The 14,431-nt window shown below is 54.0% G+C and carries 12 protein-coding genes; 4 read left to right on the top strand and 8 right to left on the bottom strand.

Annotated features, from left to right (window positions below):
- Positions 1 to 94 precede the first annotated feature (94 nt).
- Entirely contained in the window at positions 95 to 529 is a 435-nt protein-coding gene (locus tag C8N40_RS05225; RefSeq protein ID WP_108210727.1) for a hypothetical protein, read from the top strand.
- Between the two features lie 2 nt (positions 530 to 531).
- Here C8N40_RS05225 and C8N40_RS05220 read toward each other — a convergent pair whose 3' ends face one another.
- Complete coding sequence (locus C8N40_RS05220) at positions 532 to 1,488, bottom strand: sterol desaturase family protein (protein ID WP_108210726.1); 957 nt, start codon at positions 1,486 to 1,488, stop codon at positions 532 to 534.
- 134 nt (positions 1,489 to 1,622) lie between these two features.
- On the opposite strand from C8N40_RS05220, the gene C8N40_RS05215 reads away from it, so the two are divergent.
- Positions 1,623 to 1,862 (top strand): hypothetical protein, encoded by a 240-nt coding sequence (locus tag C8N40_RS05215; RefSeq protein WP_245905000.1) that lies wholly within the window; start codon positions 1,623 to 1,625, stop codon positions 1,860 to 1,862.
- Positions 1,863 to 2,536: 674 nt separating this feature from the next.
- Here the strand turns inward: C8N40_RS05215 and C8N40_RS05205 are convergent.
- The 4 genes from C8N40_RS05205 to C8N40_RS05190 all read right to left on the bottom strand — a co-directional run bounded on the left by C8N40_RS05205 (position 2,537) and on the right by C8N40_RS05190 (position 5,478).
- A complete protein-coding gene (locus tag C8N40_RS05205; protein ID WP_108210724.1) occupies positions 2,537 to 3,100 on the bottom strand; it encodes an HD domain-containing protein in 564 nt (187 codons plus the stop codon).
- A gap of 71 nt (positions 3,101 to 3,171) precedes the next feature.
- Entirely contained in the window at positions 3,172 to 3,579 is a 408-nt protein-coding gene (locus C8N40_RS05200; protein ID WP_211318043.1) for an RlpA-like double-psi beta-barrel domain-containing protein, read from the bottom strand.
- A gap of 386 nt (positions 3,580 to 3,965) precedes the next feature.
- A complete protein-coding gene (locus C8N40_RS05195; protein ID WP_108210723.1) occupies positions 3,966 to 4,760 on the bottom strand; it encodes a TVP38/TMEM64 family protein in 795 nt (264 codons plus the stop codon).
- Between the two features lie 4 nt (positions 4,761 to 4,764).
- Entirely contained in the window at positions 4,765 to 5,478 is a 714-nt protein-coding gene (locus C8N40_RS05190; protein ID WP_245904999.1) for a rhomboid family intramembrane serine protease, read from the bottom strand.
- Positions 5,479 to 5,773: 295 nt separating this feature from the next.
- Between C8N40_RS05190 and C8N40_RS05185 the strand changes: the two genes are divergently transcribed.
- Both C8N40_RS05185 and C8N40_RS05180 read left to right on the top strand, forming a co-directional pair.
- Positions 5,774 to 7,633 (top strand): glycoside hydrolase family 3 protein, encoded by a 1,860-nt coding sequence (locus C8N40_RS05185; RefSeq protein ID WP_108210721.1) that lies wholly within the window; start codon positions 5,774 to 5,776, stop codon positions 7,631 to 7,633.
- A gap of 37 nt (positions 7,634 to 7,670) precedes the next feature.
- Positions 7,671 to 8,402 (top strand): ZW10 interactor, encoded by a 732-nt coding sequence (locus C8N40_RS05180; RefSeq protein ID WP_108210720.1) that lies wholly within the window; start codon positions 7,671 to 7,673, stop codon positions 8,400 to 8,402.
- A gap of 433 nt (positions 8,403 to 8,835) precedes the next feature.
- Here the strand turns inward: C8N40_RS05180 and C8N40_RS05175 are convergent, their stop codons facing one another.
- Genes C8N40_RS05175 through C8N40_RS05165 form a run of 3 tightly spaced genes read right to left on the bottom strand, consistent with a single transcriptional unit; the run spans position 8,836 to position 14,375 of the window.
- Positions 8,836 to 11,943, bottom strand: a complete 3,108-nt coding sequence (locus C8N40_RS05175; protein ID WP_108210719.1) for an efflux RND transporter permease subunit — start codon at positions 11,941 to 11,943, stop codon at positions 8,836 to 8,838.
- 5 nt (positions 11,944 to 11,948) lie between these two features.
- Positions 11,949 to 13,055, bottom strand: a complete 1,107-nt coding sequence (locus C8N40_RS05170) for an efflux RND transporter periplasmic adaptor subunit (protein ID WP_108210718.1) — start codon at positions 13,053 to 13,055, stop codon at positions 11,949 to 11,951.
- A gap of 15 nt (positions 13,056 to 13,070) precedes the next feature.
- Entirely contained in the window at positions 13,071 to 14,375 is a 1,305-nt protein-coding gene (locus C8N40_RS05165; protein ID WP_108210717.1) for a TolC family protein, read from the bottom strand.
- Positions 14,376 to 14,431 lie beyond the last annotated feature (56 nt).

Here is a 14,431-nt window from a genome sequence, read left to right as displayed (position 1 = left end):
TGTGTGGCCATCTTGTTATTTCTACTCTTTAAAACAAGGTCTCAACTACCTAGCCGAAGTTTCCTTAAATCTGAAGTATGTTTTATTGAGCAATATGGAAGCGAAACAGGAGAGAAATATTATTGTGGTAAAGGAGACCGAACTATGCACTATCAGCGTAGACCTGACGCTCTCCATTATTAAGGCCTACTGCAAACAGCACATGGAGGGGGAGGAGATGCGCCAGAACCTGCTGGCCTTGCTGGACTTGATCCATGTTTTCAAGCCAAAGTATATTTTAGGAAACGTACGTGCGCTGCACTACCTCGACCTTCAGGATAGCAACTGGTTCTGGCAAAAGATCGTCATGTCGCTGAGGGGTTCTTCTGTAGTTAAGTGGGCGCGTATCGAGGATCCTCACTCAATGGTAGAGCTTAGTACAATGCAGATAAGGCTTAGGCTGGAGGAGGAGGGCATCGCAAAAAGCGAACTGCAGTTTGATGCTTTTCCGGACGAGGAAAGCGCCCTGCACTGGCTCCTGCAAGAGTAGGGTTATACTTTCCCAAGCTCCTGCTGCACCGGGGTTAGATCTATACTTTGCTGCCTGACTGGCTCAATCGCCTGCTGCTCGTGCTGGCTTCTGCGCTGGTGCTCCGTCACAATGGCCCCTGGAGGCTTGTAAAGTATAAGGAACCGCTCCTTCCAGGTTTTGGCATGTTTCATGTCTTCCCAAATATCCATCCACTCATGAAACACAAGGTACACCGGGTTGAAGGTGCTCACCGGTTTTGTTAGTCCATACTTTACCTGCTCGCGCTCCGGCTCAAACGTGCCGAACATCCTGTCCCAGATAATAAAGGTGGAGCCATAGTTCTTGTCGATGTAGCCGGGGTTGGAGCCGTGGTGCACCCGGTGGTGCGACGGCGTAACGAAAATGTACTCTATCGGTTTAGGCAGTCTACGCACCAGCTCCGTATGCACAAAAAACTGGTACAGCACCGCCACCTGGTGGCAGATAAAGAAGGTGAACGGGTCGATGCCCAGCAGTGGCACTGGTATAAAGAAAATGAACTTGATGTGCTGGGTCCAGCCGGTGCGGAAAGAAACCGAGAAATTCATGCGCTCCGAGGAGTGGTGCGTCACGTGGGTAGCCCACCAAAACCGCTGCTCGTGCGCTATCCTGTGCGCCCAGTAGCGACAGAAATCCACGGCCACAAAGCACACCACAAAGCCCACCCAGCCCCGGGGAATGGCCCAGGGCACCATGTTATAGATAACCAGCGCCAGTCCGAATAGCCACAACTTCAGCATGGCTCCCATCACAGCATTCACGCCCCCAATGGTCAGGGCAGAGACAAACTCCGTCGGATGGTAGGTGTTCCTGTTCTTATAAACCCCATAGAGCCACTCCCCCACCACCGACAGCACAATGATCGGGGCGGCGTAGTGCATCATGGTAAGGTCGTTGAGTCGGGTAAGGTCGTCGAAGGTGTATAGCTCTTTCTCCATCGGCAAGAAACATGATGTAGCCTATTAAAACGACCAGCGCGCAAAAGGGTTAGCCTAGCATTAGCTTCGGCAAGTATGATTATAGGTAGTACGCGCCTGATGGACAGCCAAAGAAGGGATTAGCAAAGTATAAAGTGGCGCGATTTGGCGTATACTTCGTAAATTGGGGCAAAAACAGAACGATGCGTATCCGGAAAAAGGTGAAAGCCACTATACCAGCGCAGGGCTCCCGCTTTGCCGCCCTCGATATATTTATAAAGGCTGCTGAGAAAGAGAATTGGACGGAGCCGGAAATCCAATATGTGATAGATGAGGTGGTAGAGGCGAAGGATGATAAGGAGGGGTTTGAGATTTTGAAGGATTATACTTCGTAGCAGCGGGTTTTGCTTGATGCCTGCTATACTTGCCGGTTTATACTTTCATAGCCACCGCTTCCTTCCACTGGAACCTAGCTATCCTCTCTAGCCTCTGTTCATCCTCCAGACTTACGTAGGCTATTGTTGCATCTCCAACTTGGCTCCCTCCTAGGCCGGGAGGCCTCGCCTTCGGGCATCGCGCGGTGTTCCCTCCTTGCCTCGCTTCGCTCAGCATGCCCTTAACGGGCACCGGATCTCACAAGGCGCTCAACCCAAAGGCTGGGAATCATTCGATAGCCGCTGCCCCTGCTGTCATCTCGACTTTTGGGAGAGATCAAACTAGAATCCCAGATAGATCTCTCGCGCTGCTCGAGATGACAGGTAAAGGAGTAAGTATAAACTGTCCCCTTGAGGACAAACAAGAACGAGAGTTCGCCGTTTGCGAGCAAAGCTCAATAGGGGTGTAATCGCCTACTTAGTTTATACTCTGTAGGGACAGGTCGCGACCTGTCCGCGCAAGGACAACAGCTATAGAACTTATACTTCAGCCAAAGTAGCTACAGATTCCCCTCCTTAGACAAGGAGGGGCCAGGGGTGGTTGGACCCGGTACAGGTCAGAACTCGCGTCTAAAACACAAAAGCGACAGCCACTTTACCAGCAGCTGCCGCTTTTATACTTTGCTTCCAGTAATCTACGCCTGCTCGCCCACAGGCTCCAGTTGCAGCTCCTGCTGGTGCTGTTGCAGTACCCCGATGATGAAGCTGATGTGCTCCTTCAGGTCCACGCCAAACTTCTCGGCGCCAAGGCGTACCTCCTCCCTGTCAACAGAGGCGGCAAAGCTCTTCTGCCCCAGCCGCTTCACAACCGATTTTGCCTCTAGCCCCTGCAGCCTTCCCGGACGGATTAAGGCGCAGGCCACAATGAAGCCCGTGATCTCATCACAGGCAAGCAGCGCCTTATCCAGCAGCGAGTTGTAGGGTACACCCCACCTGGTATAGTGCGCCGAAATAGCATGCGCCATTTCCTCCTCGCCACGCTCCCGCAGCAAGCCTACAATCACCTTGGGGTGCTGATCCGGGTGGGCTTCGTAGTCAGCGTCGTGCAGCAGGCCGGTGATGCTCCACTGCTCTTCATTTTCCCCCAATTTGGCTGCATAGGCGCGCATCACCAATTCCACGGTATACGCATGGCGCAGCAAGCTTTCGCTTCGGGTCATACTTTCGAGCAGTTCCCTGGCCTCCTGGTAGGTTATCATTTCGCTATCTTTTAGGTTCTAAGCACCCAAAATAACGATAATCCTGCAGCAGCACAAGGTAACTTTGCCTGCTAATCCAGCTTCGCGATCTGCACGTTTTCCCACTTGCCGTAAATGGGATCGTGCCTGCCTACCAGTATGTCTATCTTGTTGCGCATCCGCTGATTCATCACATCACGCACAATGTACAGGCCATCCAGCTCCTCTGATATGCCCGTTACCCAAAGCGAGTCGCCAAACTCCATAACCCCTCCCCATCTGCTATGCAGGTCACGGGAGACGGCAATCCAGCGGTGTTTTTTGGGGTCTTTTTTGTTGATGCGTGAGCCGTCGGCGGTGATGTAGGGTGTGGAATCGGTCTGGCCAGGCTCTGGGTGGTATATGGAAGCAGTAACTGTGAGGGTCGGGGTAGGTTCGGGTAACGCTTCCGGGTTGGTGTCCTTGTCTTCTGGTTCCAGCGGGGGCCATTCTAGGATCATTCCGGAGGGCGTTTCTTCGATATTCGGAGCGGAAGAATCAGCTTGGAAGAAGGATAATTCTTCAGCCAGTGCCACTACTACATAGAACACGGCTGCGAGTACTTTGATCCTAAACATAAGCAGTCCATTTCGTGAAACATCGATTTTCTAAACAATAAACCGCTTAAACGAGGGATTTTTGTTTGGGTTTTGCAATGTTATCCGGAATGCTGCTAAAGGGCCTTTTAGAGAAAAATCAAATACGTAAGATTTTTATAATATTCATTATAAATAAACAAAGTATAGACCTTAAAGTTGAGATAACTTTTTCGCATTTAAGAGGGGGAAAATCCCCCCGGCACCAGGCTGCACTGTGAATAAACTATAAACCGTAGCATCGCGGCGACTTACTCCTTGCTGATGAACTTTTTATACCCCAAGTAGCCCAGGAACACAGCCAGGCTGACGGCTGAAACCCAGATCAAGCCATTCATGAGGCGGTCGTTATCCTCGCCCAGCCAAGCCAGCAGAATAGTAAGCGGCACGATGCCAGCCAGCGTGGCCGCCATGAACTTAAAGTAGCCCATCCCAGCCAGGCCCGCCACCAAACTAACGGCATCGTTGGAGAGGAAAGGAGAAATGCGTGCAATGATGATGGCCCAAATGCCGTACTTGTCCATAAAGCCAGCCACTTTCCGCTCCGACTTCTGCCCGATCAGCTTGCTTACGGTTGCCTCCCCCAGTCCACGGCCGATCCAGTAGCCCACAGTTGAGGCCACCGCCACGGCCGTTACAGCAATGACAGAACCCCATACCGGCCCGTAAGCGATAATGGCCACCAGCATCAGCGCCACCACGTTTATCACCAGCAGAAACATCTGGGCCACCATGGCCGCCACAATGAAAAAGGGTCCCCAGAAGCCAAACTGGCTTACCCACTCCGATATGCGTTGCTCGTTGCCGCTCGTGAGCACTTCCCAGCCGTCCTGTACCCCCTGCTGAAAGCCAGGGAAAATAAAGTAGGACGCCACCAGGCAGCCGATAATTGCGGCGGTTATAAACAGGGGCCACTTGCTCTGCTTCACCTCGTCGTCCTGCTGCCGGGTATCGGGATGGGATGCTGATGAGTCAGCGTCAAAGCGGCTCTTTAGCTCGCTTGCTTGTTTGGGGTATTGGCGGGTTTCTTCTTGCTTCTCGCGCATAGGTTTACTTGGGCTTGGCCTTTTCCTTAGACGGAGCAGGAGCGGCGGGGGTTGACACTTTCGCCGATAAACCGGCAGCATCCAACGTATAATGGTAAGGCTTGCTCAGCTCTTGCGGCTGCACACTGTAGCTGATGAACATGTGCTGGTAGTGCTTGCCTGCCGTACTGCTCACGTGGCGCTGCACCACATCCGGTTCCAAAGGCCTGTTCTCCTCCCTGGTTAGCTCCCCTTCCCCAAAGGTAATGGCTGCTACCAAGCCGCTAAGCAGGCCAGCCAAATGTCCCTCCCACGACACCCGCTCCTCACCGGGGAAAATCCCGTAAAATAGGCCACTGTACAGAAACAGCACAGCCAGCGATACTGCCATGGCGCCCCGGTTTTGCCGCAGAAAGCCGTTAAACAGCAGGTAGCCCGCCAGGCCATACACCACGCCACTCGCCCCGATATGGTAGGCCTGCCTGCCGATAAACCACGTAAGCAGGCCACTGAGCAGGTACACCAGCACCACTACCTTAAGCGCCACACGGCGGTGCATGTAAAGTATAAACCCCGAGAGCAGCACCAGCGGAAAGGTGTTGGAGAGCAGGTGCAGCAGGTCGCCGTGTATCAGGGGCCCCAGGAATACCCCGATCAGGCCCAGGAAATTGCGCGGCATTATCCCCAGAAAGGCCAGGTTGACATGGGTAAGGTAGCTCAGAAAACTAACCAGCCACATAAGAGCCACAAACAGCAAACCCGGCAGAAAGCTGTAGCCAAAATGAGGGGGTTCCCCCTCTGCTTGCGTTATATAATCTCCGGATGAAAAGCGGGCCATAGATGAAGCTGTGTTTGGCTAAAGATAACCCAAAATGAACAAAAAGCGTCCTGGATGCAGTTACCTTATTCAACAATCCGAATCATACGTAATTGCCCGTTACACCGTAAAAGGTATACTATCAGGTATACTCCTGTTAAAGAGACACCAGTTTAAGGCAAGAAAGTACAAATTGGTGCGTTATAAAAGAAGTATCATGCAAAGCACTCACTACACGGCAAACCGATTAAGCAAGCGCTGGCTATGGATGCTCCCCCTGCTGGCGGTGCTCCTGTATGCCTGCGAGGGCTCTGATGCCCAGCGCAGCAGCTACTCCGAAGATCAGGGACAGTTTTTCCCGGTGGAAAGGCCCTCTGCCTACAACCGTCCTGCTTCCCTTATTGCCGCCCTGGAGGATACTTCCTCCTATTGGGTTGACTCGGTTTTCAACACGCTTACCTCCGAGGAGCGCATCGCGCAGCTCATTATTATAGAGGCTTTTTCTAACCGGGGGCCCAAGTATGAGGCGGATGTGATGCGGCTTATCAAAGAGTATAAGGTGGGTGGCATCATCTTTTTCCAGGGAGGGCCGGTGCGCCAGGCAAAGCTTACCAATGCATACCAGGCTGCCTCCAAAGTGCCTTTGTGGATTTCGATGGACGCAGAGACGGGCGTGGGCATGCGGCTGGACTCTACCGTGGAGTACCCTTCGCAGCAGATGCTGGGCGCCCTTACCGATAACGAACTGATTTACCGCATGGGCGTAGAGGTGGCCCAGGAGTTTAAGCGCCTGGGCATGCACATCAACTTCGCGCCGGTGGCCGACGTGAACAATAACCCCAACAACCCGGTAATCAGCTACCGCTCTTTTGGCGAGGACAAGTACGACGTGACCGCTAAAAGTATCGCTTATATGCAGGGCATGCAGGATGGCGGCATTATGGCCGTGGCCAAGCACTTCCCCGGCCACGGCGACACCGACGTGGACTCACACTACGATTTACCCGTTATCCCCTTTGGCCGCGGGCGTTTGGATTCGCTGGAAATGTACCCTTTCCAGGAGCTGATCAAGCACGGGTTGGGCGGTATGATGGTGGCGCACATGCACATCCCGCAGCTCGACCCTACACCCAACCTGCCCTCCACCCTTTCAGAGCCAATCGTTACCGGCCTGCTCAAGCAGCGGCTCAACTACAAGGGCCTGATTTTTACGGATGCGATGGTGATGAAGGGCGTCACCAAATTCTTTGAGCCCGGCGAGGCCGAAGCCCGCGCCCTGATGGCCGGCAACGATGTGCTGGAGCGCCTGAACAGCGTACCCAAAGCTATCCGTGCCGTGGAGGAGGCCATTGAAAGAGGCGACCTGACGCAGGAAGAAATAGACAGGCGCTGCAAACGTGTGCTGGCGGCCAAGCAATGGCTGGGGCTGGACAAGTATAAACCGGTGGCGCTGGAGAACCTGTACGAGGACCTGAACCCGCCCATGGCCGACCTGATAAACAAGCGGATAGCGGAAGGCTCGGTGACGCTCCTGAACAACCGGAAGAAGATGCTCCCGCTGCAGGAGTCACCGAAGCAAACCGTTGCCACCCTGTCTATCGGGGCTACCCGGGTGACGGCCTTTCAGCGGCAGGTGAACCAGATAGCCACCGAAACCGACCACTTCTTTATTTCACGCAAGGCCAACGCCAAAGAGACCAAGAAACTTTGGAAACAACTGAAAAAGTATGACGTGGTGTTGGTGGCGCTTTACGGCCCTAGCTTACGCCCAAGCAATAATGTGGCTTATTCCAAAGACGCCACCAAGCTGGTGCAGCAACTAGCCAGGTCCAACAAGGCGGTTATCACGCTTTTCAACAATGCCTATACTTTAAACCAGTTTCCGGACATAGAGGAGAGCCGGGCGCTGCTGGTAGCCTACCAGGGCTACTTTCATGCACAGGCCGCCGCCGCTGAGGTTATATTCGGCAAGGTGCCCGCCCGCGGTAAGCTGGCTGTCACAGTAAACAAGCACTTTGCCTTTGGCGACGGCATTTACCTGAACAAACCGTTTATGGCGAGCGCTGCGGCACAATAAGCATCCTGAACCGGCAAGTTTCGTACTATAGCATCAAATGAAAAATGCTAGAAACATGCTGATGAAAAAGGCCACCTATACTTTAAATATCACTTTTATACTTTGCCTGGCTGCCCTGCTGTGGAGCTGCGATGGACGCCGCGAGGTAGCGGGCGAGGAAGGCGCTGCGACCACTACGGAAGAGCGCGATACGGCTACCGTGGTGCGCTCAGGAAAAACTGCGGAGCGGGAGCTGGAGGAGTTCAGGGGTTGGCTGAACAAGCAGGTAGAGAAAGGCGATACCGCCATCCGCCGCGAGTGGCCGCAGGTAAAAGAGGAGCTTCGCCGCCGCAACGCCCAACTGGAAGAGAACTTCGACAGCCTCTCCGAGAAGTCTAAGGCCGAGTACCGGGACCTGCAGAGACGCTACCGCAGCTGGGAGGAGCGCCAGGAGCGCCGTATGCAACAGCCACTGCAGGCAGAAAAAGTAACCAGCTGGCAAAAGGACCTGCTGCGCGAGTACGCCAACCTCGACCAACTGCAACCAGCACAGCTACGGGAGGCCTATTTAACCTTTATCGGCACCGTGCGCACCAAAAAGAGCAACTGGACCCAGAACGACTGGGACTATGTGGACCATGTATACAGCCAGCTGAACGAGCGCCGCCGCCAGCTTGAAGGGCAAATAAGCACGTCTGATAACCTCAAAATCCGCACCCTGCAGGCAGAGTACCTGACCCTGGAAGGCGCCGCCGATACCAAGGATATGTTCCGGGACGTAGAGGAGTAAAAGTATAAATACACCCAAAGTATAAAAGCTAACCAGAGACTATAGTTAGCTTTTATACTTTCTGCCTGCTATACATCTCCTACCCTAGCTTTTTCTGTCGCCAGCATGCCCCTCGGGTAGGAGGAACCTGTAGCGCCTGTTGTTTCCCAAGCGAAGTATAAAAGCTAAGTTACGATACCCCCACAACCCTTCCGAGGAGGGGAAGCATTTCACACTTGCAGGAATTCCCCTCTCGGGAGGGGTTAGGGGTGGGTTTACATCTGAACGATAGTAGTAAGTCGCAACTTGGATTATAAAGTATAGCCTTTCCATACTTAAGCCCCCTATCAACACAGCAGGCCAGGCACCCTGAGCTTCTACAGAAGAAGGCTCCGAGGCCTGGCCTGCTCACACAAACAACTAACCTTCAAGTATAAACACCGGCGGAGGCGAGCTACCTGACCTGCCGCTGTTTCGCATGCCCTGTTTTACGGTAGGCAAAGTAGAACACCTGCGGCAATACCGTCAGCGACAAAATCATACAGATAAGCAGCCCGCCCACAATCATAATCGCCAGGGGTTTTTGGATCTCGGAGCCCATACCTGTCGAGAGTGCGGCAGGAAGCAGGCCCATGGAGCCCATCAGGGCAATCATCACGATAGGCCGGATGCGGGCATACACGCCGTTGCTGATGGCCTCCTTCAGCGGCATCCGCCTCATGTTCTCTTTCATCACGGCAATCAAAATAATGCTGTTGATGGTGTTAACCCCGAACAAGATGATGAACCCGATGCCCGCCGAGATCCCAAAAATGGTTTGCGTTACCCAAAGCGAAATGAAGCCCCCAATGAAGGCATAAGGAATGGTGCTGGCCGCAATCAGCGTGTCCTTGACGGTGCCGAAGTTAAAGTATAGCAGGAACAGGATGAGCAGCAAAACCGCCGGAACAATCACGGCCAACTGCTTGCTTGCCCGCTCTTTGCTTTCGAATTCGCCCGCCCACACCATCTTGTTCACAGCCGGCAGCTGCACCTCGCTGGCAACTTTTGCCTTCGCCTCCGCAATCGTGCTGCCCAGGTCTCTTCCCTCGATGCTAAAGCCAACGGCAATGTAGCGGCTGCTGCCCTCGCGGTAGATAAAGGCCGGGCCTGTCAGGTATTGAATGGTAGCTATCTCCTTCAGGGGAATCTTCCGGTTGTCCTTGGTCGGGATGAGGATGTTGCCGATTTTCTGGTCATCATCCCGGTACTCTTTGGCAAAGCGCAGCCGCACATCAAACATGCGCTCGTTCTCATAGAACTTTGTGGCCGCCCTGCCGCCTATGGCCATCTCCACTACCGCCTGGGCATCGGAGATATCCACCCCGTAGCGGGCCAGCTTGTGGTCGTGCAACTGCACCCGTAGCTCGGGCAGGCCGATGTTGCGGTAAATGTTCAGGTCTTCGATGCCTTTCACGTCCCGGAGGCTATTGGCCACCTGCTCGGCATATCCTTCCAACTCAAAAAGGTCGTCGCCGAATATTTTCACCACCAAAGAGCTCTTCACCCCGGCCACATACTCTTCCACGTTATCCTGGATGGGTTGGCTGAAGCCTAACACAATGCCCGGGTAGGCCTGCAGCGCCTGCCTCATCTCGTCAATCAGGGCATCCTTCTTTATCTCCCGGGTCCACTCCTTTTCGGGGTACAGCTGGATATGGAACTCGATGTTGAAGAAGCCGGTCGGGTCGGTGCCGTCGTTGGGGCGCCCTACCTGGTTGAGCACAAACTTCACCTCTTCAAACTCCCGGAGCCTGGCTTTCATCTCCTTGGCCAGCCGCTGCGATTCCTCGATATTCACACTGTTGGGTAGCGTGGCCCTCACGTAGAGGGCTCCCTCGTTCAGCTTGGGTATAAACTCAGAGCCGTAGAACAGAAAGCTTGTCGCGCAGACGGCCAGGATACCCACAAAACCAGCCACAACGGCCTTTTTCCGCCTAAAGCTCCACAGAAACAGGTTGAACAGGTTTTTGCGAAAGAAGCGGGAGATAAAATTTTCCTTCTCTTTGATGTCTTTCTTCAGCATCACTTTGCACAGGGCAGGCACGTAGGTGATGCTCAGCAGCAGCGACCCGAGCAAAGCGTACCCCAGGGTAAAGGCCAGCGGAGAGAACATCTTCCCTTCTACTTTCTGGAAGGAGAAGATGGGAAGCAGGGCCACGATGAGAATAATCTGGGCAAATACAATGTAAGTGGCCACACTGCCCGCGCTCTTCTTTATCAGCCCCGATTTACTCATCCGGTTAAACCGCTCCATCCCCAGCTGGTGCGCCCGCCTTTCCATCGCCACAAAGACCGTCTCCACAATCACCAGCGTACCTTCCAGCAGCAGGCCGAAGTCAATGGCGCCCAAGGAAATCAGGTTGGCGGGCAAGCCCTGGATGCGCAGCATCACAATGGCAAACAAAAAGGAGAGCGGGATAACGGACGCAACGATAACGGTGGTGCGCCAGTTGAACAGAAAGATAAAGACGATGACAGATACGAGGAATATGCCCTCCACCAGATTCTTGCTCACCGTGCTAACCGTGGCATCCACCAGGTCGGTGCGGTCGATGAAGGGCTCTATCTGTACATCCTTGGGCAGGATGCGGTCGTTCAGGTCAGCGATTTTATCCTTTAGCCGCGCAATAACGTCGCCCGGGTTTTCGCCACGAAGCATGATGACGATGCCCTGCACCAAATCATCCTCGTCCTGCAGGCCCACAATGCCCAAGCGCGGCTTGGCAGATACTTCCACCTCGGCCACGTGCTTTACCAGGATGGGCGTAGTGCCTCTTACCTCTATGAGGATGTTCTCGATATCGGCAATGCTCTCCAGCAGGCCCACGCCGCGCACCACATAGGCCTGGCTTCCGCGCTCTATCACGTCGCCCCCCACGTTGATGTTGCTCTTCGACACCGCCTCGTATACTTCCAGGGGAGACAGGTCGTAATTGGCCAGCTTGGTGGGGTTTATCCGGATTTCGTAGATTTTCTCCTCGCCCCCAAAGCTCACCACGTCGGCTACGCCGGGCACTGCGACTAGCTCCCGCTCAATCACCCAGTCGTGGATAGCGGTGAGTTCTTTAATGGGCCTTTTGCTCTTGAGCACATACCTGAAAATCTCCCCGGTGGCCCCGTAAGGCGGCTCAATGCCTGCATCTGCGCCATCCGGCAAGTCCACCCCCTGCAAGCGGTTGGCGGCATACTGCTGCGCGTAAAAGTCCTCTACATCATCCTCAAAAATCACCGTCACCACCGACAGGCCAAAAAGCGAGATGGAGCGCACCTCCGACTTCTTGGGGATGGTGTTCATCTCCTTCATGAGGGGCAGCGTGATGAACTTCTCCACCTCCTCGGCACTTCTTCCTGGCCACTGGGTAATAATCCGGGCGCGGGTATTGGTTACGTCCGGGAACGCCTCAATAGGTGTGTTGATGTAGCTGATGACTCCTGCCACCAACAATAAGCCCGTGAGAAAGAAGACAATGATGGAGTTCTTCAGCGAGAAGGCGACAATGCCTTGTATAAACTTTTGCATGCGTACTAATCCTGTAAGTTCTTAAGCTGCTCGTAAACCAGAAGCTGATTTTTTGAAACAAGTGTCTCGTCTTCCTTTAGCCCGGCGGCGAGAAAGGTGGTGCCGTTGCTGCTGGTTAAGACCTCCACTTTCCGGATTTCCAGTTCGCAATCCGAGCGGTGCACAATCACGAAGTCCTGGTTATTGTCGAACACCAGCGCCCTGGTCGGGATGCTCAGGGCCTCCAAGTCCTGCTCTTTCAGGGCCATCACATCGACCAGCATCCCCGGTTTGAACTTCAGGTCTGTGTTGGGCAGCACAACCCTTGCCTTCAGCACCCTGGCCTCATTATCGTATACTTGCGACACGGCCGCTACCCTGCCTTTGAAGGTTTCATCCGGGTATGAAAGAGATTTGATGTCAACCGACATACCCTCCTGCACATACTGCACGTTGGAGGCATGGATATTGGCCATCACCCATACTTCGCTCAGGTCAGAAATCGTAAAAAGGGGCTCTCCTTCTGCCGAAATCTGTGTTCCGGCCGCGATGGATTTGGAGGTGATGATGCCGGAGGTGGGTGCCTTTAGCTGGAACACGCCTTTCTCGGGGCTGGCGCTGTAGAGGGTCAAGTTGGCGTTTACCCGCTGCATTTGGGACTTGAGTATGTCCAGCTCGCTTTGCGCCTCCAGCAGGTCGCGCTGCGACGAAACGCCATCCTCATACATAGATTTAGTCGATTGCAACCTGCTCTCGGCTACCTTCATCTGCAGCTCCAGGTTATTCTTTTCGGCCTGTAGGCTGCTCAGCTCGGAGCTTCTTAACTCGGCCAGCACCTGCCCTTTCGCCACTTTATCCCCCAGCGAGAAATAAGTATTGGAGATAACGCCCCCCACCAGGCTCACGAACTGCACTACCTTATCCGGGTTGGTCTCCACGGCTCCGGTAAGCGGGATGCCTTCGGTTACCTGCTTGCTGACAGGTTGCTCAAACTCCAGTTTCTGCCGGAAAGAGTCTTCCAAACAAAACGCCTCCACGCGCTCTGATTGTGACACCTCCGGGTTATTGCTGCCACACCCGCTGAGCGCCAGTGCGGCCAAACAGGCCCCAGCAGCATGTTGTGTTATTTTCATCTTCCTTATCCGTTTTTAATTGATGATATCCTGCCCTATAGCGAAGTTCAGCTCCTCGGCTTTGTCGTTTAGCTCCTTGCCCGCCTCCAGTATGATTTTCTTGTTTTCCAGGTAAGCCTCCATGAAGTCGAGGTACTCGAGCAGGCTGATGTTTCTGCCCGTCAGGTTGCGGGTGTAGCTGCTGAGCAACTCATCGAGCGATTGCTCATAATCCGGCTCAATCTGGCTATAAAAGTGCAGGGCGTTGCGCAGGTTCTGGTAGGCCAAAACCGTTTCGCTTTCTATACTTTGGTCTTTGTGCTGGAAGAGTAACTTCGCCTGTTCCCTGCCGATTTTGGCAGCTTTAATATGGCCCTGGTTGCGGTTAAAGAAGGGCAGGTCCATGGCGACGCCGAAGCCAACAAAATTATACATGAAGTTACCGCCCCTGTCGTAGCCGCCACTGAACGTCAGGTCGGGTACCCGTTGGGCGCGCTCGTAAGTATAAAGCTTGTCGAAGTAGGTCTGCTCCAGCTCAGCCAGTTTGTAATCCGGCCGGGACTCTTTGGCTCGCGAAACCAGGTGCTCCAGTGCCAGCGCCTGCAGCTGCTGGGTATCCCGGGTATAGCCGTCGTCGGTAAGTTCCAGGTGCGTAGTGGCGGGCAGCCGCATCAGCAATTTCAACTCCTTTTGCGCCTCGTTCAGGTCTTCGTTCAGCGCGCTGATGTTTTTGGCGAGTTCGAGCTCCAGCGCCTTCAGGCGGATGTACTCTCCCCGGGGGATGCTGCCCTGCGCTACCTGCCGCTTGTAGGCCTGGGTGAGCTGCTGTACAGAACTGAGTTGGACCTGATAGATATCCCTGACGCGCTGCAGGTATTGCAGGTTGGTCAGCTGGCCACGGAACTCCATTTTCAGGTGGCGCAGCAGGTCCTCGAAATACTGCCGTGATTTATCCACGCTTACCTGCTCCAGGGCCATCAGCTTTTTGCGCTTGCCTGCCGTGAGCACCAGCTGCTCAATGCTGAGGCTAATCTGCTGGTTTTTGCCGAAGCTGCCTCCGTTAAACCCTTGCAGCTCTTCCCCGAAGACACGCAACTGCCTGTCGGTTGCCCACAGGTTAACCTCATCCACAGAGAGGCTGGGGTTGGGCCACAGCTTTGCCTGCATCAGCACGGCCTCTGCCTGCGAGATTTGCAGGCTCTCGGCCATTAGCAGTAAATTTTCTTTTAGAAAGCGGGCCTCGCTCTGCTCACGGCTGAGCCTTAGTGTATCCTGTGCCCTGGCCGGGAAAGAAAATAAGAGAAGAAGAAAGTATAACGTGCCGAACTTAATGATATCCATTTTACCTCGCTGCTTTTAACTGCAGGCAAAGGTCCGGGCAGCGAGATTAAAAAGGC

The sequence above is a fragment of the Pontibacter mucosus genome, assembly GCF_003054055.1.
Lineage (GTDB): Bacteria > Bacteroidota > Bacteroidia > Cytophagales > Hymenobacteraceae > Pontibacter > Pontibacter mucosus.
Note: the sequence above shows the minus strand (reverse complement) of the source record. Positions and strands in the feature narration are given on the sequence as shown.